The organism is Limnohabitans sp. 2KL-1 (assembly GCF_003063435.1).
In the GTDB taxonomy this organism is placed as follows: domain Bacteria; phylum Pseudomonadota; class Gammaproteobacteria; order Burkholderiales; family Burkholderiaceae_C; genus Limnohabitans_A.
This window is the reverse complement of the sequence record NZ_NESL01000001.1, coordinates 157,972-179,057: the sequence shown is the minus strand read 5'-3', so window position 1 is coordinate 179,057 and position 21,086 is coordinate 157,972. Positions and strand designations below refer to the sequence as shown.

Genomic DNA, 21,086 nt, shown 5'->3' with positions numbered 1-21,086 from the left:
AGGTCATGAGAGCGATGCCGTGAGCCATCAAGCCCCGTTACGTGCCCCAGCCCGACAGGGCGATCACACCCAAAATCGCAAAGATCACGGCCGAGACGATGTGCACCATGCGCAGCGGCACGCGCTTGGTGATGGCATCGCCCAGCCACACCACGGGGGCGTTGGCCAGCATCATGCCCAGTGTGGTGCCCGCGACCACCATGAACCAGGCGTTGTATTGCGCAGCCAGCATCACAGTGGCGATCTGGGTTTTATCGCCCATCTCGGCCAGAAAGAAAGCCACTACGGTGGTGAGGAACACGCCCATGCGCGGGGCGCTGTCGCTGTCTTCGTCGTCGAGTTTGTCGGGGATCAGCATCCACACCGCCATGGCGATGAAGGACGCACCCAGCACCCAGCGCAGCGCGGTCGGTCCCATCATGGTGGTGACCCAGCTGCCCACGGCACCGGCCAGGCCATGGTTGGCGAGCGTAGCCACCAGAATACCCAGCACGATGGGCCAGGGTTTGCGAAAACGGGCGGCCAGCACCAGCGACAACAGTTGGGTTTTGTCACCCATTTCGGCCAGGGCCACGATGCCGGTAGAGACGAGGAATGCTTCCATGTGAATATGCAGTGCAGAACTTCAAAAAAAGAAGAATCTTACGTGAGCGCCCTGAAAGCCCTTTGTTGACGCGCATTGATTGAGGCCTATTTCTTGCTTTTGTTTGGTGCATAAAAGGCTTTTGAGCCCTTTATGCACCAAATCAATTCAAAAATCCTCAAGAGACGTTCATGGAAGCACTGAAACAGGGCGCAGACGCGCTATTTATTTTGTTGGGCGGCATCATGGTGCTGGCCATGCACGCCGGTTTTGCCTTTCTGGAGCTGGGCACGGTTCGCAAAAAGAACCAAGTCAATGCGCTGGTCAAGATCCTGGTGGATTTTTCGGTGTCCACCGTGGTTTATTTTGTGGTGGGTTACAGCGTGGCTTACGGCACCACATTCTTTGTGGGGGCAGAGCAACTAGCTGCCAAGAACGGGTATGACCTGGTCAAATTCTTCTTTTTGCTGACCTTCGCCGCAGCCATTCCCGCCATCATTTCGGGCGGCATTGCCGAACGGGCCAAGTTCTGGCCCCAGCTGATCGCCACCGCCGTCATCGTGGGCTTTGTTTATCCCTTCTTTGAGGGCATTGCCTGGAACCAGCACTTTGGCGTGCAGGCTTGGATCAAGGCGGTCACGGGTGACGAGTTCCATGACTTTGCCGGCTCGGTGGTGGTGCACGCCATGGGTGGCTGGATCGCACTGCCGGCGGTTGTGCTGCTGGGTGCGCGTTACAACCGCTACCGCAAGGACGGCCAGGTCTCGGCGCACCCGCCGTCGAGCATCCCGTTTTTGGCCTTGGGCTCCTGGATTTTGATCGTGGGCTGGTTTGGCTTCAACGTGATGAGTGCCCAGACGCTGGACAAGATTTCTGGCTTGGTGGCGGTCAACTCGCTGATGGCCATGGTCGGCGGCACGCTGATCGCCTTGGTATTGGGCAAAAATGACCCGGGTTTTGTGCACAACGGGCCCTTGGCCGGTTTGGTGGCCGTGTGTGCAGGGTCTGACTTAATGCACCCTTTTGGTGCACTGATCACGGGTGCAGTGGCTGGTGGTTTGTTTGTGATCATGTTCACGCTGACCCAGAACAAATGGAAGATCGACGATGTTTTGGGCGTTTGGCCTTTGCATGGGCTTTGCGGCGCATGGGGCGGCCTGGCTGCGGGCATTTTTGGCAGCCACGCCTTGGGCGGGCTTGGCGGCGTCAATTTCACGGCCCAGCTGATAGGCACCGCTTTGGGGGTCCTATGGGCATTGCTGGGCGGGCTGTTGGTTTACGGTATTTTGAAAATCTCTTTGGGCCTGAAACTCAGCCCCGAAGAAGAATATGACGGTGCGGATTTGACCGTGCACAAGATCAGTGCCACGCCAGATCGGGAGGTCAGTTGGTAAAAACACCCACAGCGTGTGACAAAGCCCACACTGGCGGGTTTTGAAGGGATACCCCTTGCACTGTTTTTGGTTTTATGGCGCATAATGATTGAACTTCACTGTAAAAAATGGTGAAGTAATGTTCGCGGTGACCAGATCAGTTTCGCTTCCCTTCCGATGTTTTCAGGTTTGTTGAATGCGCTTTCGGAGCTCCATCGCTTTTATCTCTGTGTTTTGAGGAGTCCCTTTCATGGGCAACAAACTTTACGTCGGCAACCTGCCTTATTCGGTTCGCGACGGCGATCTGGAACAAGCTTTCGGTGAATTCGGTGCTGTGACCAGCGCCAAAGTCATGATGGAGCGTGACACTGGCCGCTCCAAAGGCTTCGGCTTTGTGGAAATGGGCAGCGATGACGAAGCCCAAGCCGCAATCAACGGCATGAATGGTCAGCCTTTGGGCGGCCGTAACGTGGTCGTGAACGAAGCACGCCCCATGGAAGCACGTCCCCCCCGTTCCGGTGGCGGCGGTTTCGGTGGTGGTGGCGGCTACGGCGGCGGTGGTGGTGGCGGCTACGGTGGTGGTGGCGGCGGCGGTCGTCGTGAAGGCGGCGGCGGTTACGGCGGCGGCGGCGGCGGTGGTCGTCGCGAAGGCGGCGGCGGCTACGGTGGCGGCGAAGGCGGCGGCGGTGGTTTCCGCAGCCCCTACGGTGCTGGCCCACGTGGCGGCAGCGGCGGTGCTGGTGGTGGCGGTCGCCGTGAAGGTGGCGGCGGCTACGGCGGCGGTTACTGAAATCATTTCAGGCTGATTTCAAAGTCAGCCGGTTGAAAAAACAAAGCCCTGCTATGCAGGGCTTTGTTGTTGGTGGCTACGTGACCAACGTGGGTGGTGTCATGGCTTGCCAACTGAAGGTGCCAGCACCGAACGAACACGCCCCTTGAGTTCGTATTGACCATTTCGGATGTCAAAGTCCATGGTCTGCGCATTGAACAGATCCTTGCCTCGCATGATTTCCACCGGCAAAGTCGAAATAACACGCTCCTCGTCCATCCACGCCGTCAGGGACTCACCCCTGAGTTGGATCTGTGGTCCAGTCCGATCGGCTTTTCTGACCGCTTGGGCATCGCCCATCAAAGTCACACGGTGATCGTTTTCGCTGGAGACGCCTTTTTGGGCCTGTGCCCTGAATTGGGTTCCCGCTTCGTTTTGCGCATAGATCCGAATCTCCTCAATATGCAACTCCTGACGCGCTGGGAAATGTGTGGCATTGGCACCCGTGATTTCACGGGTCAGGCGGCCTGAGGCATCGAAGGATTTGACGGTGAATTTTTCAAGCCGATAGTCGGGATCTTTGCGCAGCAACTTGTCCATGCCTTGTGGCAATATCTCAGGCATGCTTTGCACCAACCACCAACTGCCCAATGCCAAAAAAGCAAAAATGATCAAGGGCAGGTACAAAGTCAGTCGGTCCAGAGTGCGCCGGAAGGGGTCCAGCCAGCTCATGCGGAAGCACCAGGATGGTCGTTGACCCCCACTTGCGCCAGCAAGCGGGCGTAATGACCCCCAGCCACCAGCAACAGGTCGCAAAATGCACGGGCGGCACCATCGCCGCCTCGTTCGCATGTGATGTGGTGTGCGATGGCTTTGGCCTGCGCGTGTGCGTTGGCTGGGGCACAAGCGAAAGCGGCACGCTGCATGACGGGCAAATCTGGCCAATCGTCACCCATGGCGGCGGCGTGCGTCCAGTCCAACTTCAATTCACGCAAAAAGGCTTCGGCAGCAGGGCGTTTGTCTTCGGTTCCGAAGCGGGCATGTGTGATGCCCAGCGCTTTCAGACGCAACCGCAAGGGGGCCGAGTCCCGCCCCGTGATGACCACGGGTGTGATGCCCGCTTTTTGCAACAGTTTGAGCCCTTGGCCATCCAGCGTGTTGAAGCGCTTGAGGGTCTCGCCGGCTTCTGAAAAATACAGACCGCCATCGGTCAACACGCCATCGATGTCCAAAAAAGCCACGCGAATGCCTTGCGCCTGCAAGAGCAATTCAGGCGGGTAATGCAAAGCTGGGCTAAAGGGTTGCATGTCAGATCACCTTGGCGCGCATCAAGTCATTGGAGTTGATCGCCCCGCACAGGAGACCTTGCGCATCGACCACCAAAATGCTGGTGATGCGGTACAGCTCCATCATTTCAGCGGCTTCGACGGCCAATGCATCTTGCCGGATGGTGCGTGGATCGGCGTGCATCACATCGCAGGCCTTGAGGGCGCGCAAGTCAACCCCTTTTTCAATCAGGCGTCGCAAGTCGCCGTCGGTAAACACACCCAGTACGCGACCATCGACATCGGTCACCGAGGTGGCGCCCAGGCCTTTGCTGCTCATCTCGCGCATGAGTGCGGTGAACTCGGCATCCGGGCTGACTTGGGGCACATTGCTGCCTTTGCGCATCACATCGCTGACATGCGTCAAGAGCTTGCGCCCAAGTGAACCACCGGGATGGCTGCGCGCAAAGTCTTCGGGCTTGAAGCCCCGGGCATCCAATAAGGCCACGGCCAGCGCATCGCCCAAGGCCAACTGGACCGTGGTGCTGGCGGTCGGGGCCAAGTTCAGGGGACAAGCCTCCTTGTCCACCGAGCTGTCGAGCACCACATCGGCATGGCGAGCCAACGACGAGTTCAAACCGCCGGTCATGGCGATCAGGGGGACGCCCTGGCGTTTGAGCACAGGCAAGATGGCAACCAGCTCGTCGCTTTCCCCACTGTTGGAGATGGCCAGCACCACATCGACTGTCTTGATCATGCCCAAGTCACCGTGACTGGCCTCGGCCGGGTGCACGAACATGGCCGGCGTGCCTGTAGAGGCCAGCGTGGCCGCAATCTTGCGCCCAATGTGACCACTCTTGCCCATGCCCGTGACCACGACACGGCCTTGTACGCCCAGCATCATGTCCACGGCCTGCACAAAGTCCACATCCAGCCTGTCCTTGAGTTGGAGCAAAGCGGCGGCCTCAATGTCGAGGGTGGCGCGGGCCAGTTGAAGTGTTTGTAGTGGGTTTGCAGGCATGCGGCATTTTATCGGTCCGTACGCGCCAGCATCGGGTCCCATCAAGGTACTCCCTTTTTTGCCCACCTCCAAAGCGTCACAGGTGGCAATCCCACAGAAGTGCACTCGAACGACACATGGGCTTGGTACCATCGAAACATGAATGCTTTGGAGCTGACCCTCTTGTACCTTTTGGCCGCCGTGCTGGGCGTGGTGGCTTGCCGCATGCTCAAACTGCCCCCCATGCTGGGCTATCTGGCGGTGGGCGTGGTGATCGGCCCCAACGCGCTGGCGCTGGCGCAAAACTCCGATGGCGTGAAGCACCTGGCCGAATTTGGCGTGGTGTTCCTGATGTTCGTGATTGGGCTGGAGTTCAACTTGCCCAAGTTGCGTTCCATGCGCAAGCATGTGTTTGGCCTGGGCCTGCTGCAGGTGCTGCTGACGCTGGTGATCGTGACGGTGTTTTCCCTGTTTGTGACCACCATGGCCCCGACACTTTGGAAGATGGAGTGGCAAACCGCGCTGGCGCTGTCGAGTGCCATGGCCATGAGCAGCACGGCGATCGTGATCAAACTGGTGGCGGACCGTCTGGAGCTGGAGTCCGAACACGGCAAGCGGGTGATTGGCGTATTGCTGTTTCAGGATTTGGCCGTGGTGCCCCTGATCGTGATGATTCCGGCCCTGGGTGCGCCTGCCGAAGAAATGTTCTCGGCCCTGTTGCTGGCGGCGGGCAAGGCCACGGTCTTGATCACCTTGCTCATGACCGGTGGGCAAAGGGTCATGCGCTGGTGGCTCACTCTCGTGGCGCGGCGCAAAAGCGAAGAGCTGTTCGTGCTGAACCTGCTGTTGGTCACGCTGGGCCTGGCGTGGATCACCGAGATGGCGGGTCTCAGCCTGGCACTGGGGGCCTTCATAGCGGGCATGCTGATCTCAGAAACCGAATACAAGCACCAGGTGGAACTGGACATCCGGCCATTTCACGACGTGTTGCTGGGCCTGTTTTTCATCACCATCGGCATGCTGCTGGACTGGCGCATCGTGGTGGAACGGTGGCCCTTGGTGCTGCTGCTCACCACTTTGCCGGTGCTGTTCAAGCTGGGGCTGGTGACCGCACTGGCCAAGCTGACCGGTGCCCCCCATGGCGTGGCCTTGCGCACGGGGCTGTACTTGGCCCAGGCCGGTGAATTCGGCTTTGTTCTGCTCACGCTCGGATCACAAAACCAGCTGATTCCGCCCGCACTGCTCAATCCGGTACTGGCCAGCATGGTGTTGTCGATGCTGGCCACCCCTTTCATCATCATGCACAGCGACCGCATTGTCCTGAAAGTCGTCGCCAGTGAATGGCTGCAGCAATCGCTGCAAATGACCACCATTGCCCGCAAATCAATCAACACCAGCAAACATGTGATCATTTGTGGCTATGGCCGCTGCGGCCAGAACTTGGCTCGCATGCTGGAAAAGGAAAACATCCCCTACATGGCGCTGGACCTGGACCCGGACCGGGTGCGGCAGGCCGCTGCGGCAGGCGACTCGGTGGTATTTGGCGATGCCGGACGGCTGCAATCGCTGATGGCCGCGGGCCTGGCGCGCGCCAGCGCGGTGGTGATCACGTACCTGGATGTGCCCGCAGCCATGAAGGTGCTGGACCACACCCACAGCCATGCGCCGCAAGTGCCGGTGATCGTGCGCACGCAGGACGATCTCGACCTGGAAAAACTGCAGCTGGCAGGGGCTACCGAGGTCGTGCCCGAGGCGCTGGAGGGGTCGCTCATGTTGGCCAGCCATGCGCTGGCGCTGGTGGGCGTGCCCATGCGGCGCGTGATCCGCATCGTGCAAGACCAGCGCGACGCACGTTACAACCTGCTGCGCGGATATTTCCATGGTGCGGACGACGACACGCTGGACGAAATCGACCACGATCGTTTGACCACCGTGGGGCTGCCCTTGGCTTCCCCTTGGTTGGGCAAGCAGATCAAGGACCTGGCTTTCCATGCCATGGGCGTGCGCGTGGTGAACCTGCGCCGCGCCAATGGTCAGTCAGAAAAAGTGACCGATGACACCGAGCTATTCTCGGGTGACACGCTGGTGCTGTCGGGAAAATCCCAAACGTTGGCGGTGGCCGAAGAGAAACTTTTACGAGGTTGAGGCATGGACGATTTGAACGTCAACGACTATTTGAAAAGCCATATCCGCACGGTGCCCGATTGGCCTGCGCCGGGCGTGCAGTTTCGCGACATCACACCGCTGTTGCAAGACCCGCGTGTGTTCCGTGTGCTGATCGATGCTTTTGTGCACCGTTACATGCACCCGGCCTTGCGCCCTGACGTGGTGGCGGGGCTGGATGCGCGGGGCTTCATTCTGGGCTCGGTGGTGGCCTACGAGCTGGGGCTGGGTTTTGTGCCCATCCGCAAAAAGGGCAAGCTGCCCTTCACCACGGTCGAAGAAACCTACGAGCTGGAATACGGCAGCGCCACGGTAGAGCTGCACACCGATGCCGTCCAACCCGGTCAGCGTGTGGTGCTGATCGATGACCTGATCGCCACGGGCGGCACCATGATGGCGGGCAAAAAGCTGCTGGAGAAACTGGGGGCCACCGTGATCGAGGGTGCCGCCATTGTGGATTTGCCCGAGCTGGGGGGGTCTAACCGGATTCGGGCCGCGGGTTTGAAGCTGTTCACGCTGGTGTCCTTCGAGGGACATTGAGGCCAGCGGGCTGTCACGCACGGCGCTGACAAGGCGCCTGGACCGCTCTAAGCTGGTGTTTTCCACTTGGCCGGTCCTACCCATGAGCTCCAACCACACCCCGCCAGCGGCCGCCGATGACCGCGTTCCCTATGCCAAACCCCAGCCCTGGGGCATGGCTCCCGACATGGTGGTGCACAACGTTCAGACCGAAGACGAACGCCTGTGGGCCCCGGTGGGTCCGGGCATCTGGTCACGACCGCTGCACCTGAATGTGAGCGGCGGCTTTTATGTGCACCTTCTCAAAGTCAAGCGCTCGGGTCTGCTGCAGCGTCACCGGCATTCGGGCATGGTGCATGCGCATGTGCTGCGCGGCAAATGGCTGTATCTGGAGCACGACTGGGTGGCCGAAGAAGGCAGCTATGTGTTCGAACCCCCTGGTGAGACCCATACGCTGGTCGTGCCCGACGACTGTCAAGACATGGTGACCTTGTTCACCGTGCATGGCGCATTGATGTATGTCGACACGCAGGGCAACGCCATCGGGTATGACGACGTATTCACCCGGATCGAGAAATACCGCGCCCACTTCGAAGCCGTCGGGCTGGGGGCGGATTACGTGAAGAACTTCATGCGCTGAAGCGCGCATTACAGACAAGAAAGACAGTCCAAGAAAAAAACCGCCTGTCAGGGCGGTTTTTTTCTTGGGGCTTCACTTTCAGGTGAGCACCGAACTCAAAGTGGTTTCTTGAGCCAGTTGGCGATTTCGCCCACGATGCCTCGGCGGAAGGCCAGCACGCAGATCACGAAAATCACCCCCTGGATGATGGTGACCCAAGCACCCAACTGGGCCAGGTAGTTTTGCATGCTCACGATCACAGCCGCGCCAACCACAGGGCCAAACAAGGTGCCCAAGCCACCCACCAGCGTCATCAGCACCACTTCGCCCGACATGGACCAGTGCACGTCTGTCAAAGAAGCCAGCTGGAACACCAGCGATTTGGTGGCACCCGCCGTGCCGGCCAATGCGCCGGAAATGACGAAAGCGATCAACTTGTACAGATCGGTGTCATAGCCGAGCGAAATGGCGCGGTCCTGGTTCTCACGGATGGCCTTGAGAATTTGACCGAAAGGCGAGTGAACGATGCGCCAGATGAAAGCAAAACCTGCCAGAAAGATGGCCAGTACGAACATGTACATGGTGCTGTTTTGTTCGAGGTCAAAGACGCCGAACAATTTGCCACGCGGCACGCTCTGGATACCGTCTTCACCGCCGGTGAAAGGCGTTTGCAGGTAGAAGAAGAACACCATTTGCGAGAACGCCAAGGTGATCATCGCAAAGTAAATGCCTTGTCTGCGGATGGCGAGCATGCCGGTTACCAGGGCCAGCAAGGCAGAGCAGCCTGTGGCAAACAACACGGCCAGTTCGGGGTTCCAGCCCCAGACCTTGGCGGCGTGCGCGGCGGCATAACCGGCGGTGCCCAGAAACATGGCATGGCCAAACGACAACAGGCCGCCAAAGCCGATGAGCAAATTAAAGGCGCATGCAAACAAGGCAAAGCACATGACCTTCATAAGAAAGACGGGATAGACCCAAATGGGCGCGATGACCAAGGCCAGCACCATGATGGCAAAGGCCACCCACTGGTGCGTGAACGACTGGGTCTTGAAAGAGGGCGTCGAGACAGTGGTCATGGTCTTACTTCTGGGTGCCGAACAACCCGGCTGGCTTGATCAGGAGAACAATGGTCATGATGATGAAGATCACCGTGCTGGAAGCTTCCGGGTAGAACACCTTGGTCAGGCCTTCGATCAGGCCCAGACCGAAACCGGTCAGGATGGCCCCCATGATGGAGCCCATGCCGCCAATCACCACCACGGCAAACACCACGATGATGATGTCGGCACCCATGGTCGGGTTGACTTGGTAGACGGGTGCAGCCATGACGCCGGCAAACGCCGCCAGACCGACGCCAAACCCATAAGTCAGGGTGATCATGCGCGGCACGTTGATGCCGAAAGCCTGCACCAGGCTCGGATTTTCTGTTGCGGCACGCAGATAGGCCCCGAGTTTGGTCCGCTCGATCACGTACCAGGTGGACAAGCAGACCACCAACGAAGCCACGATGACCCAGGCGCGGTATTTGGGCAGGAACATGAAGCCGGTGTTGAATGCGCCCTGGAACACTTCGGGCACCGGATAAGGCATGCCCGATGAGCCGAATTCGTGGCGGAACAAACCCTGAATGATCAGCGCCAGACCAAAGGTCAGCAGCAGGCCATACAAATGGTCGAGCTTGTACAGCCGTTTGAGCATGGTGCGCTCAATGACCATGCCGGTTGCGCCCACCAGGATCGGCGTGACGATGAGCGATGCCCAGTAATTGATGCCCAGCTTGGTGAGCGAGAGATAGGCCACGAAGGCACCCAACATGTACTGGGCCCCGTGGGTGAAGTTGATGATGTTCAGCAAGCCGAAAATCACGGCCAGACCCAGTGAGAGCAGTGCGTAAAAAGAGCCGTTGATCAGCCCGATCAGCAATTGCCCGAACAGGGCTTGCGAGGGTATGCCAAAGATTTCCATTGTGGTGTTTCGACTTGCTTGAACAAAAGGACGGGATTACTTCTTGACCAGAGGGCACTCGCTCTCGGCCAAGGGGCGGAAGGCCTCGTTGGCAGGGATCGTAGCGACCAGCTTGTAGTAGTCGTAAGGCCCCTTGGACTCGGCAGGCTTCTTGACCTGGAACAAGTAGGCGGGGTGCAGTTTGCGGCCATCAGGACGCACGCTGCCTTTGCCGAACAAGGGGTCATCTGTGGGCAGCTCTTTCATCTTGGCGGCCACTTTGGTGCCATCGTCGGTTTTGGCTGCATCCACAGCCTTCAGGTAGTGGATCACGCTGGAGTACACACCGGCTTGCACCATGGACGGGTATTTGCCGCCGTTGGCTGCAGCAAAGCGCTTGGTGAAGGCTCGGGTGTTGTCGTTCAGGTCCCAGTAGAAGGTTTCGGTCAGCATCAGGCCTTGTGCGGTGTTCAGACCCAGCGAGTGAACGTCGGGCAGGAAGACCAGCAGACCGGCCAGGTTCTGGCCGCCTTTGGTGATGCCGAATTCAGCGGCTTGCTTGATCGAGTTGGTGGTGTCGCCACCGGCGTTGGCCAAACCGATGATCTTGGCTTTGGAGGCTTGAGCCTGCAGCAGGAACGAAGAGAAGTCCTGCGATGGGAAAGGTGTGCGGACTTTGCCCACCACCTTGCCGCCGTTCTTGACCACCACGGCTTCGGTGTCACGCTCCAGGGCGTGGCCAAAGGCGTAGTCGGCGGTCAGGAAGAACCAGGTGTCACCACCGCTTTTGACAATCGCCTTGCCGGTGCCGTTGGCCAACATCCAAGTGTCATAAGCCCAGTGGATGGTGTTGGCGTTGCAGGCCTTGCCGCTCAGGTCGGCAGTGGCCGAACCGGAGTTGACGTGCAATTTGCCCTTGTCAGCAGAAATCTTGGCAATGGCCAGGCCCACCGAGGAGGTGGGCACGTCGGCGATCATGTCCACCTTGTCGGTGTCGTACCACTGGCGTGCAATGTTGGAGCCCACATCGGGCTTGTTCTGGTGGTCAGCGCCCACAACTTCCACCTTGAGGGTGCTCTTGGTCGCCTTGATGTAATCCTCGACGGCCATCTTGGCGGCACTCACGGAGCCGGGGCCGGTGATGTCGGAGTACAGACCCGACATGTCGTTGAGCACGCCAATCTTGACGATGCCGTCAGAAATTTGGGCTTGTGCACCGCCAGCAAAAGCGCAGGCAGCCATGGCAGCCAGAGAAAGAAGTTTGCGTTTCATCGTGTTGTCTCCAGTTAGAAAAAAATCAGACACCCAGGTACTCGTGCAACATGCCCATCTTGGAGGACAGCTCTTGCGAGGTAAAGCTCTCCACCATCTGACCATGCTCCATCACATAAAACCGGTCGGCCAAGGGCGCGGCAAACCGGAAGTTCTGCTCGACCATGATGATGGTGAAGCCCTTGGCCTTGAGGGCCGTGATCATGCGGGCCAGCGCCTGCACGATGACAGGTGCCAGGCCTTCGGAAATCTCGTCCAGCAACAAAAAGCGTGCTCCGGTGCGCAAAATGCGACCCACAGCCAGCATTTGCTGCTCACCGCCCGACAGGCGGGTGCCGGGGCTGTTGCGCCGCTCCAGCAAGTTGGGGAACATGTCGTAAATCTCCTCGACCGACATGCCGTTGGGGGCAATGACGGGCGGCAGCATCAGGTTTTCTTCGCAAGTCAGGGCCGAGAAAATACCCCGCTCTTCAGGGCAATAACCCAGACCCAATTTGGCGATCTGGTGCGGTGCCCAGTTCACCGTCTCCTGGCCCTTGATGGTGATGGAGCCGGTGCGGCGTCCCACCAGACCCAGGATGGATTTGACGGTGGTGGTGCGGCCGGCACCGTTGCGGCCCAGCAGCGTGACCACTTCGCCTTCGTTGACGGTCATGTCCACCCCGTGCAGGATGTGCGACTCGCCGTACCAGGCTTGCAGGTTGCTGATGCGCAGGAATTCTTTGGATTCAGCCATGAGCCCCCTCCAGCTGGTTGTCGGTCGTGCCCATGTAGGCTTCCAGCACTTGGGGATTTTGCGAAACCACGGCGTAAGGTCCTTCTGCAATCACTTGTCCGCGCTGCAAGACACTGATGGTGTCCGCAATTTTGGACACCACACTCATGTTGTGCTCCACCATCAAGATGGTGCGGTTGGCACCCACCTTCTTGATCAGCTGCGTCACGCGGTCCACGTCTTCGTGGCCCATGCCCTGTGTGGGTTCGTCCAGCAGCATCAGCTCGGGGTCCATCGCCAAGGTGGTGGCAATTTCCAAAGCGCGCTTACGGCCATAGGGCAGCTCCACCGCAGTCAGGTCGGCCATGTTGCCCAAATCGACCTGGTCGAGCAATGCCATGGCCTTGTCGTTGAGCTGGTTCAGACTGCGTTCGGAGCGCCAAAAGTGCATCGAGGTGCCCGTGGCGCGTTGCAGACCAATGCGCACGTTTTCCATCACTGTGAGGTTGGGGAAAGTGGCCGAAATCTGGAAAGACCGCACGATGCCGCGACGCGCCACCTGGGAGGGTTTTTCTGGCGTGATGTCGTGCCCGTTGAACAGGATCTGTCCACGGGTCGGGATCAGGAACTTGGTCAGCAGGTTGAACACGGTGGTTTTGCCCGCGCCGTTGGGGCCGATGAGCGCATGGATGTGACCACGCTGCACATTCAGGTTGACACCATTGACGGCAACAAAACCTTTGAACTCCTTGACGAGATCGCGGGTTTCAAGAATAAATTGGCTGGACATCTGGACTGCTCTGTTTCATTGGACTGCGAAGCTCTGGAAACCAGTCGCTATTGTGCGTATGGCCTGCGCGTTAAGTGTCATGGTTATCCCGTGGTTTGTCCCACAAGTGTCTACAACGGTCCATCACTGCGCCGTCCGCCCAACTACCGTCTTGGCAGAGACAGGTTCGTATTGTCTAAATGCCCGTGTTATTGACCAGGATATTCGGACCACCCCCGCGCAGTGGCCTGCCCTGATGGGGTGTTTCCTTCCTGGCTTGACGCATCCATGGTGCGCAGTGACCGCCATGTCCTAGCGGCAGTCGAGCAAGGTACGGCCATTCACTCAACTCAGAACCATGCCGCCATCCACATGGATGCTCTGCCCCGTCATGCCACTGGATTCGGATGAACCCAAGTAGACCGCAAGACCCGCGATCTCAGTCACGTTGAGGATCCGGCCCAGAGGCACCCGTGTCAGTGCAGCCTTGACCATTTCTTCGCCGGTCATGCCCGCGCTTTGGGCAACTTGAGCCTTGAGTTCTTCCACCATGTCGGTCTGCACAAAACCGGGGCAGATCGCGTTCACCGTCACGGCGTGCGGGCTGGCCTCCAGCGCCACACAGCGCGTCAGACCAACCACCGCATGCTTGCTCACGTTGTAGGCCGACTGGTTGCGCGAACCCCACTTGCCTGCGGTGGAGGCGATGTTGACGATGCGGCCGTATCGACGCGCTTGCATACCCGGCAAGCAGGCCTGCATGAAATGCAACACGCCAAACAGGTTCACATCGAGCATGTCCTGAAAATCCTGCGGCGCGTAGTCGAGAAAGGGCTTGGCCCGGTATACCCCGGCATTGTTGACCAGCACATCGACACGCCCAAAGTGCTGTTCAACTTGCGCCACCGCGGCCAAGCAGGCGTCGCGGTCCGTCACGTTAAGAGCCAAAGTCATGATGCGCTCGGTCGGCAAGTTCAAGCCTTGCTTGATCTCCTGCAAGCGCTTCACGTCGGTGGCGATCAGGCACAGGCTGGCCCCTGCGGCCGCGTAAGCCTCGGCAATCGCACGGCCAATGCCGCGACTGGCGCCCGTGATGATGGCCACTTGTTGGTCAAGACGGTGTGACATGTTCAATCCTTTGAAAATGCGATTCAGCTCAAGGGGATCAAATGGTGGCCATCAGATGAGTTGCGCACGCTTGCGTTGATGGCCCGGCGAGCCTGGGTCGGCATCGTCATGCGGTTTGGAAACCGCTTTGCGCAACACCGCCAGATAACCTTGGGCCACCTCCATGCGCGGACCGAAACCTTGCTCGATCAGCAGGCGGTGCGCCGCAGGCAACTTCCAGCAAGGCGTGAAGACAAACAGGTGGTGTTCGAGGTGGTAGTTGACCCAATAAGGGGCCAACACCATGCGCATGCCCCAATTTGTCAGCGTCGTGCGTGTGTTGCGCAGACGGTCGTTGTTGTCGCCCACCACCGCATGCTCGGCGATATTGCGGATGCGGCTGATCACCTGATACCACGTCAGCAAAGGCAGCAGCCACAAGGCAAAGTAAGCCCACCACACGCCCGCTGCAGCTGTGGCGGCAAAGATGACGAGGTTGGTCAACGCAAAGTATTTTTCTGCCTGAAACAGTTTTTTCAAACGCTGCCAGCGGCTCGGGTCCTGGCCCATTTCCATGCGGAAAAATTCCATGCGCCGCTGGTAGCCAGTCATACCCAAAATGTCGCGCCGCATCTTGCGCCAAAAGCTTTGACGGGTGATCGGAAAGGGGGCCGACAAAATCAAGTCGGGGTCTTCGTCTTGCTGGGTGTGGCGGTGGTGGCTCAGGTGGTAAGGGCGGTACAGCGTGAGGCTCGCACCTACGGGCCAGCCACACAAAAATGCGCCCACCATGTCATTGAGTCGGGTGTTCTTGAACAGGGCTCGGTGCGCTGCATCGTGCATCAAAATTGCCAAGCCCAATTGCCTACCGCCAATGACCACGACCGAGATGATGAAACTCAGAGGATTGGGCCAAGCGATGAAAAATGCCATGGCCAACACCATGACGCCCCAAGCATGCAACACCAGATAAGCGCCCATCCCATCAGAACGGTCGCGTAAATACGCGTCTTGCTCGGCGCTGAGTGACGGTGGGGTGTTGGCGGTCATGGCAATGGGCAAGCAGTGACAAAAGCGTCATCTTGTGCCCAATTCGGCTTGGAAATAGTCTCTGTTGCGACCTTTTGGGGGCTTTCCCTGAAGGTTTGACGCGGCGTCGACACCCGCACCCGACGCTCACTTGCCGATGCAAAAACTCGAAAAAATCACGCCCAGCAGATCGTCAGCGCTGAACTCGCCCGTGATTTCATTGAGCGCGTTTTGCCCCAGCCGCAGTTCTTCGGCCAGCAGGTCCAGGTTTTGGGCTTGCGCTGCCAGGTGGGCATCGGCCATCTCCAGATGCTCGCGCACCCGGTGCAAGGCCTGCACATGGCGCTCGCGGGCAATGAACAAGCCTTCGCTGGCTTGTTGCCAACCCGCTTGTTGCAACAGTTGCTGGCGCAGTGCCTGCAAGCCTTCGCCTGTGCGGGCCGACAATGTCAGGCCGTTCTGCGGGGTGGGCACTTGCGCGGCGTCGGCCTTGTTCCACACATCGATCACCGACACGCTGGCAGGCAGGCGGCTTTGCAGGGCGGTTGCAATGTCTGTATCGGCCGTGTCGTAATCGGCCTGACCAACGCGCGTCAGGTCGTGCAAAAACAGCACCGCATCGGCGGCCTCAATCTGCCGCCAGGCGCGGGCAATGCCGATTTGCTCCACCTCGTCCACGCCCTCGCCTTCGCGCAGCCCTGCCGTGTCGATCACATGCAGTGGCACGCCTTCAATCTGTATGGTCTGCTGCACCACATCGCGGGTGGTGCCGGCAATCGGCGTGACGATGGCCAGCTCAGCACCGGCCAGCGCATTGAGCAGCGAGCTTTTGCCTGCATTGGGCTGGCCTGCGATCACCACCTTGATGCCTTCACGCAGTAGCGCGCCTTGCCGGGCTTTGCCCAGCACGGTGTGCAGCGCGGTTTGCAGTCGTGTCAGCTGCCCTTGGGCATCGGCCTTTTGCAAAAAATCGATTTCTTCTTCAGGAAAGTCCAGCGTGGCCTCCACCAGCATGCGCAGGTGGATCAGGGCATCGCGCAACAGGTGAATCTCTTTGGAAAAGTCACCCGCCAGCGAGCGACTGGCACTGCGGGCAGCCGCTTCGGTACTGGCATCGATCAGGTCGGCAATCGCCTCGGCCTGCGCAAGGTCGATCTTGTCGTTCAGAAAGGCACGCTCGGAAAACTCACCCGGCTGCGCCACGCGCAAACCGGCCAGACGCGGCTGGCCGGTGGCCGGGTCGGTCTCGGCCGCGGCTTGCAAGCAGCGCGCCACGAGCAACTGCAACACCACCGGTCCGCCGTGGGCTTGCAGCTCCAGCACGTCTTCGCCCGTGAACGAGTGCGGGGCCACAAAATGCAGCGCCAGGCCATGGTCGATGGGGCTGCCGTCGGCATCGGCAAAGGGCAAATAAGTGGCCTCACGCGCTTTCAGGTCGCGCCCGCACAAGGCCTGAATCAGCGAAGACAGGTGCCTGCCCGAGACCCGCACGATGCCCACAGCCCCGCGACCGGGTGCGGTGGCGATGGCAACGATGGGTTCTTGGTGGCGGGCAAGCATGGCGGTGAAAGATCAGACTGGGGTGAAGCAAAAAAAGGCCGCTTGCGCGGCCTTTAGGGAAGTTACTTGAACTTGGGCAGATTGAACTGCGGCGGCACGCCCATGCGGGTGTTGATCATCCACTGCTGTGCAATCGACAGGATGTTGTTCGTGATCCAGTACAGCACCAGGCCCGCCGGGAAAAAGAAGAACATCACCGAAAACACCAGCGGCATGATCCACATCAGCTTGGCTTGCATCGGGTCGGGTGGCGCGGGGTTGAGCGCGGTCTGCAGCAAGGTGGTCAAGGTCATGACCAGCGGCAAAATGAAGAACGGATCAGGTGCCGACAAGTCGTGGATCCAGCCGATCCAGGGCGCATTGCGCATCTCGACGCTGGACAACAGCACCCAATACAAGGCAATGAACACAGGGATCTGGATCATGATCGGGAAACAGCCGCCCATCGGGTTGACCTTTTCCTCGCGGTAGATCTTCATCATTTCCTGCTGCATTTTTTGCGGATCGTTTTTCAGGCGCTCGCGCATTTCCATGATCTTGGGGTTGATGGCTTTCATCTTGGCCATGCTGGCGTATGCCTTGGCATTGAGCCAGTAAAAAGCGATCTTGAGCAACAGCACCAACGCCACGATGGACCAGCCCCAGTTCTGGATGAAGCTGAACAGCTTGTCGAGCAACCAATACAAAGGCTTGGACAACATGGCCAGCCAGCCGTAGTCCTTCACCAGGTCCAAACCCGGTGCCAGGGCTTCCAGCACTTTTTCTTCTTGCGGGCCGCTGAACAGTTGTGCGCTCACGGTCTTCGACTGGCCAGGTGCCAGCTCTGCCAGCGGTGTGATCATGCCCACGGCATACAGGTTGGTGTCAACCTTGCGGACAAAGTTTTCGCGCTGAATGCCGTCGGCCAGCAGCCAGGCGGTGGCGAAATAGTGCTGCACCATGGCCACGTAACCATTGGGCGAGGACTTGTCGATTTCAGCCTTGTTCTTTTCGATGTCGCTGAATTCAACTTTGTGGTACTTTTTGGCCTCGGTGTAAACCGCAGGACCCGTGAAGGTGGAATAGAAAGACGACTCACCAGCGGGCTTGTTGCCGTCGCGCACCAACTGCAGGTACAGCTGAGGCGACACGTTGGTGGTGCCTGCGTTGATCACTTCGTGCTTCACCGCGATCGCGTAACTGCCACGCTGCAAGGTGTAAGTCTTGACCAGCTTCACCCCGTTCATCACCTCGGACTCGAAACGCAACGTCAGTTCGTTCTGACCGTCTTTCAGGCTTTTTTCGCCACTGAAACGCATGATGCTTTTGTGTGTCGGGAAATTACCGCCAATCAGGCCGGTTTGGGCGTTGTAGACACGCGTGCTGCTTTGGTCCAACAGAACAAAAGGCTTGCTGGTGTCCACAAAATCGTTGTGCTTGATGAACTCGCTGCGCGTGAGGTTGCCACCTTCAGTGTCAAAACTGAGCTTGAGCACATCGGTGACCACCTCGATCTTTTCGCTGACCAGGTTGGGCGTCGCGGCCGCGCCTGAAGGTACTTGTCCGGGTGTCACTGGCGCGGCGGTGGTGTTGGCAGAAGGAACCGCACTGGAAGCTTGCGCCGAACTGGCTGTTGCAGGGGTGTTCACGACGGCAGCCGCGCCGGGCTTGGGAAAGAACGTGGCAGGACGGCCGTTGTAGCCCTGCCACTGATCCCACAGCAAAACCATGGAAAAACCAAAAATCACCCAGAGGATGGTGCGACGGATATCGTTCATGAAGTCTTCTTTGACGAAGTAGGAGAAAACAAAGCCGTGAACAAACGCGGAGGCTGTTCTGGAATGGGGTCATCACCGCCAGCACACCAAGGGTGGCAACGCAGCAGGCGATGAAGGGTGAGATAACTGCCCGCGGCCGCGCCATGACGCTCCAGGGCCTGCAGCGAATAAGAGGAACACGTCGGCTCAAAACGGCAAGCTGATCCCAGCCAAGGGCTGAGCAGCAAACGGTACGCACGCACCAATCCCATCAGCAACCTGCGCATCATGCGGTGGTCTCCTGACGTGTGGCACGCTCAAACAATTGCACAAGTTCAAGACGCACCGCCAATTTCAGGGCTTCGGACGTGGCACTGATGAACTGTTTGCGATCAAAGCCAGTGCGCAAGCGCACGACATGCGATGCCAAAGGCAAGCGATCTCGGTAATTGGCGCTCACGTTGTAAATTTGTCGCTTGATCGCATTGCGGGTCACGGCCCGTTTGGCCCAGCGCTTGGGCACCATGGCCCCCAGCCAGACATCGGCCAAGTCAAAAAGGGCCTGCTCCGGTGAAGGTGCAGGCCCGACTTGCTCGGCTTGTGCGAGTAAGGTCTGAGCTTGAGGAGTGAGCACCAAGCGGTGCAACGCAAAATGCGCTGTGCGCGAGACTGTGCCACCAGCCAGTGTGGCCTGAAATTGTGGGCGTGTTTTTAGACGCTGCACGATGACCAGGCCCCAGCTTCAACCGCCTGCAGTGACATCAGGCCACCGCCAGACGGCCGAATGGACATTAGACAGCCAGACGCTTGCGGCCCTTGGCGCGGCGTGCGTTGATCACGGCACGGCCACCACGGGTTTTCATGCGAACCAGGAAACCGTGTGTACGGGCGCGACGTGTCTTGGATGGTTGGTAGGTGCGTTTCATAACTGTTCCTTTGTGCCCTAGGCCATGAATCAGCTTTGGACGAAACCCAAGATTATCGCAAACTTTCGCAAGCACGGCAAATCAACTGTATTTAAGGCCATCAGGGTGTCCCCGGGTTCCAACCGGATCGATGTGGTTTATGATCGCCCTCCCGACCCGATTCGGCATGTGGATAAGCTCTTGATAAACCAGCATATCCCCCCGCCTTTGATCCCCACTGTCCACAAAAAACAAATACAACATGTCCGAGGGAATCTCCCCAGAATTTCAGATGGATGCAGGTCACGCCTTATGGCAAGCCTGCGTTGAAGAACTGTCACGCGAATTGCCAGAGCAGCAGTTCAACACCTGGATCAAACCACTGACCGCACAGGTCTCTGAAGACCAGCAAACCGTCACTTTGTTCGTGGCCAACCGTTTCAAACTGGATTGGGTTCGCGCTCAATACGCCAGCCGCCTGTCCGTCATGCTCGAAAGCTTGCAGGGGCATCCGGTGAAAATTGAGTTAGCGATCACTCCGCGTGAAAGCGGCACGAGACAACAAAAAGCCTCGACCCCTTCATCGATGGAAGCCCCCCAGCAGATGGCGGTTGTGGTGGACGAACCGGTCACCAACACCTTCCGCAGCCGGCTCAACAGCGCCTTGACTTTTGACAACTTGGTCGAAGGCACGGCCAACCGCATGGCGCGAGCCGCCGCCATGCATGTGTCGGGCTCGCCGGGGCATCTTTACAACCCCTTGTTCATCTACGGTGGCGTCGGTTTGGGCAAGACCCACCTGATGCACGCCATCGGCAACAAACTGCTGGCCGACCGGCCCGAATCCAAGGTTCTCTACATCCATGCTGAACAATTTGTGTCGGATGTGGTTAAAGCCTACCAGCGCAAGACTTTTGACGAGTTCAAGCACCATTACCATTCGCTCGATTTGCTGCTGATTGACGATGTGCAATTCTTTGCCAACAAGGACCGCACGCAAGAAGAATTCTTCAACGCGTTCGAAGCTTTACTGGCCAAAAAGTCCCACATCGTGATGACCAGCGACACCTATCCGAAGGGCCTGGCCGACATCCATGAACGTCTGGTCTCGCGCTTTGATTCGGGCCTGACGGTGGCGATGGAGCCGCCCGAACTCGAAATGCGGGTAGCGATTCTGATCAACAAGGCCATCAGCGAAGGCAGCGAGATGCCCGAAGAGGTGGCGTTTTTTGTGGCTAAAAACGTACGCTCCAACGTGCGTGAACTCGAAGGCGCGTTGCGCAAAATTCTGGCGTATTCGCGTTTCAACCAGAAGGAAATCTCCATCCAGCTGGCCCGCGACGCCCTGCGCGATCTGCTGTCCATCCAGAACCGACAGATCAGTGTGGAAAACATCCAGAAAACGGTGGCCGACTACTACAAGATCAAGGTCGCTGACATGTACAGCAAAAAGCGCCCGGCCAGCATTGCCCGGCCACGGCAAATTGCCATGTACCTGGCCAAGGAAATGACCCAAAAGAGCCTGCCCGAGATCGGCGAACTGTTTGGCGGGCGTGACCACACGACGGTGCTGCACGCTGTGCGCAAAATCAGCGCCGAGCGCCAGCAAATGACCGAGCTGAACCAGCAGCTGCACGTGCTGGAGCAGACCTTGAAGGGCTGAAACGCCATGCGTTGTTGCTTGTTCTCTGGATTTCGCCGATTTGACCTGTTTTCAGGCTGTTTTGAGGCCCAAAAACAGCGAAAATGCATGCTGTT

At 58.7% G+C, this 21,086-nt stretch carries 22 protein-coding genes; 6 read left to right on the top strand and 16 right to left on the bottom strand.

Features of this window, described 5'->3' with window-relative positions; translation table 11 throughout:
• Positions 1 to 37: 37 nt before the first annotated feature.
• Positions 38 to 604 (bottom strand): TMEM165/GDT1 family protein, encoded by a 567-nt coding sequence (locus B9Z47_RS00810; RefSeq protein ID WP_108329370.1) that lies wholly within the window; start codon positions 602 to 604, stop codon positions 38 to 40.
• A 170-nt stretch (positions 605 to 774) separates the two neighbouring features.
• Between B9Z47_RS00810 and B9Z47_RS00805 the strand changes: the two genes are divergently transcribed.
• Both B9Z47_RS00805 and B9Z47_RS00800 read left to right on the top strand, forming a co-directional pair.
• Positions 775 to 1,977 carry an ammonium transporter gene (locus tag B9Z47_RS00805; protein WP_108329369.1) on the top strand — a complete coding sequence of 401 codons (1,203 nt, stop codon included), beginning with the start codon at positions 775 to 777 and terminating at the stop codon, positions 1,975 to 1,977.
• 229 nt (positions 1,978 to 2,206) lie between these two features.
• Entirely contained in the window at positions 2,207 to 2,746 is a 540-nt protein-coding gene (locus B9Z47_RS00800; protein ID WP_108329368.1) for an RNA-binding protein, read from the top strand.
• A 99-nt stretch (positions 2,747 to 2,845) separates the two neighbouring features.
• On the opposite strand, the gene lptC is transcribed toward B9Z47_RS00800, so the two are convergent.
• From lptC to B9Z47_RS00785, 3 genes are read right to left on the bottom strand one after another with little or no spacing between them, the layout of a single operon-like run.
• Positions 2,846 to 3,457 carry an LPS export ABC transporter periplasmic protein LptC gene (gene lptC, locus B9Z47_RS00795; protein ID WP_108329367.1) on the bottom strand — a complete coding sequence of 204 codons (612 nt, stop codon included), beginning with the start codon at positions 3,455 to 3,457 and terminating at the stop codon, positions 2,846 to 2,848.
• A complete protein-coding gene (locus tag B9Z47_RS00790) occupies positions 3,454 to 4,032 on the bottom strand; it encodes an HAD family hydrolase (RefSeq protein ID WP_108329366.1) in 579 nt (192 codons plus the stop codon). Before B9Z47_RS00790 ends, lptC begins: the two co-directional genes overlap by 4 nt.
• Position 4,033: 1 nt before the next feature.
• The gene (locus B9Z47_RS00785; RefSeq protein WP_108329365.1) at positions 4,034 to 5,011 is read right to left on the bottom strand and encodes an SIS domain-containing protein; all 978 of its coding nucleotides are present in this window, start codon (positions 5,009 to 5,011) and stop codon (positions 4,034 to 4,036) included.
• A gap of 138 nt (positions 5,012 to 5,149) precedes the next feature.
• Here B9Z47_RS00785 and B9Z47_RS00780 point away from each other — a divergent pair, with 138 nt between their 5' ends.
• The 3 genes from B9Z47_RS00780 to B9Z47_RS00770 all read left to right on the top strand — a co-directional run bounded on the left by B9Z47_RS00780 (position 5,150) and on the right by B9Z47_RS00770 (position 8,312).
• Positions 5,150 to 7,135: a monovalent cation:proton antiporter family protein gene (locus B9Z47_RS00780; protein WP_108329364.1), complete on the top strand. Its 1,986-nt coding sequence runs from the start codon at positions 5,150 to 5,152 to the stop codon at positions 7,133 to 7,135.
• 3 nt (positions 7,136 to 7,138) lie between these two features.
• Positions 7,139 to 7,693 carry an adenine phosphoribosyltransferase gene (locus B9Z47_RS00775; protein ID WP_108329363.1) on the top strand — a complete coding sequence of 185 codons (555 nt, stop codon included), beginning with the start codon at positions 7,139 to 7,141 and terminating at the stop codon, positions 7,691 to 7,693.
• An 82-nt stretch (positions 7,694 to 7,775) separates the two neighbouring features.
• Positions 7,776 to 8,312, top strand: coding sequence for a 2,4'-dihydroxyacetophenone dioxygenase family protein (locus tag B9Z47_RS00770; protein WP_108329362.1), 537 nt, complete (start codon positions 7,776 to 7,778; stop codon positions 8,310 to 8,312).
• Between the two features lie 95 nt (positions 8,313 to 8,407).
• On the opposite strand, the gene B9Z47_RS00765 is transcribed toward B9Z47_RS00770, so the two are convergent.
• The 12 genes from B9Z47_RS00765 to rpmH all read right to left on the bottom strand — a co-directional run bounded on the left by B9Z47_RS00765 (position 8,408) and on the right by rpmH (position 19,349).
• Positions 8,408 to 9,367 carry a branched-chain amino acid ABC transporter permease gene (locus tag B9Z47_RS00765; RefSeq protein WP_108329361.1) on the bottom strand — a complete coding sequence of 320 codons (960 nt, stop codon included), beginning with the start codon at positions 9,365 to 9,367 and terminating at the stop codon, positions 8,408 to 8,410.
• 4 nt (positions 9,368 to 9,371) lie between these two features.
• The gene (locus B9Z47_RS00760; RefSeq protein WP_108329360.1) at positions 9,372 to 10,256 is read right to left on the bottom strand and encodes a branched-chain amino acid ABC transporter permease; all 885 of its coding nucleotides are present in this window, start codon (positions 10,254 to 10,256) and stop codon (positions 9,372 to 9,374) included.
• Between the two features lie 36 nt (positions 10,257 to 10,292).
• A complete protein-coding gene (locus B9Z47_RS00755; protein ID WP_108329359.1) occupies positions 10,293 to 11,507 on the bottom strand; it encodes an ABC transporter substrate-binding protein in 1,215 nt (404 codons plus the stop codon).
• Positions 11,508 to 11,532: 25 nt separating this feature from the next.
• Positions 11,533 to 12,243: an ABC transporter ATP-binding protein gene (locus B9Z47_RS00750; protein WP_108329358.1), complete on the bottom strand. Its 711-nt coding sequence runs from the start codon at positions 12,241 to 12,243 to the stop codon at positions 11,533 to 11,535.
• A complete protein-coding gene (locus B9Z47_RS00745) occupies positions 12,236 to 13,012 on the bottom strand; it encodes an ABC transporter ATP-binding protein (protein ID WP_108329357.1) in 777 nt (258 codons plus the stop codon). Before B9Z47_RS00745 ends, B9Z47_RS00750 begins: the two co-directional genes overlap by 8 nt.
• Positions 13,013 to 13,336: 324 nt before the next feature.
• Positions 13,337 to 14,119, bottom strand: coding sequence for an SDR family NAD(P)-dependent oxidoreductase (locus B9Z47_RS00740; protein ID WP_108329356.1), 783 nt, complete (start codon positions 14,117 to 14,119; stop codon positions 13,337 to 13,339).
• Between the two features lie 51 nt (positions 14,120 to 14,170).
• Positions 14,171 to 15,148 (bottom strand): fatty acid desaturase family protein, encoded by a 978-nt coding sequence (locus B9Z47_RS00735; protein ID WP_108329355.1) that lies wholly within the window; start codon positions 15,146 to 15,148, stop codon positions 14,171 to 14,173.
• Between the two features lie 126 nt (positions 15,149 to 15,274).
• Complete coding sequence (mnmE, locus tag B9Z47_RS00730; RefSeq protein ID WP_108329354.1) at positions 15,275 to 16,687, bottom strand: tRNA uridine-5-carboxymethylaminomethyl(34) synthesis GTPase MnmE; 1,413 nt, start codon at positions 16,685 to 16,687, stop codon at positions 15,275 to 15,277.
• Between the two features lie 62 nt (positions 16,688 to 16,749).
• On the bottom strand, positions 16,750 to 18,444 hold the full coding sequence (gene yidC / locus B9Z47_RS00725) for a membrane protein insertase YidC (RefSeq protein ID WP_108329353.1): 1,695 nt from the start codon (positions 18,442 to 18,444) through the stop codon (positions 16,750 to 16,752).
• Positions 18,441 to 18,713: a membrane protein insertion efficiency factor YidD gene (gene yidD, locus B9Z47_RS00720; RefSeq protein WP_108329352.1), complete on the bottom strand. Its 273-nt coding sequence runs from the start codon at positions 18,711 to 18,713 to the stop codon at positions 18,441 to 18,443. The genes yidC and yidD overlap by 4 nt, the downstream gene beginning before the upstream one ends.
• Entirely contained in the window at positions 18,710 to 19,147 is a 438-nt protein-coding gene (locus B9Z47_RS00715; protein ID WP_108329351.1) for a ribonuclease P protein component, read from the bottom strand. The genes yidD and B9Z47_RS00715 overlap by 4 nt, the downstream gene beginning before the upstream one ends.
• 67 nt (positions 19,148 to 19,214) lie before the next feature.
• Positions 19,215 to 19,349 carry a 50S ribosomal protein L34 gene (rpmH, locus tag B9Z47_RS00710; protein ID WP_005798102.1) on the bottom strand — a complete coding sequence of 45 codons (135 nt, stop codon included), beginning with the start codon at positions 19,347 to 19,349 and terminating at the stop codon, positions 19,215 to 19,217.
• 241 nt (positions 19,350 to 19,590) lie between these two features.
• Here rpmH and dnaA point away from each other — a divergent pair, with 241 nt between their 5' ends.
• Positions 19,591 to 20,991: a chromosomal replication initiator protein DnaA gene (gene dnaA / locus B9Z47_RS00705; RefSeq protein ID WP_199226232.1), complete on the top strand. Its 1,401-nt coding sequence runs from the start codon at positions 19,591 to 19,593 to the stop codon at positions 20,989 to 20,991.
• Positions 20,992 to 21,086: the final 95 nt, after the last annotated feature.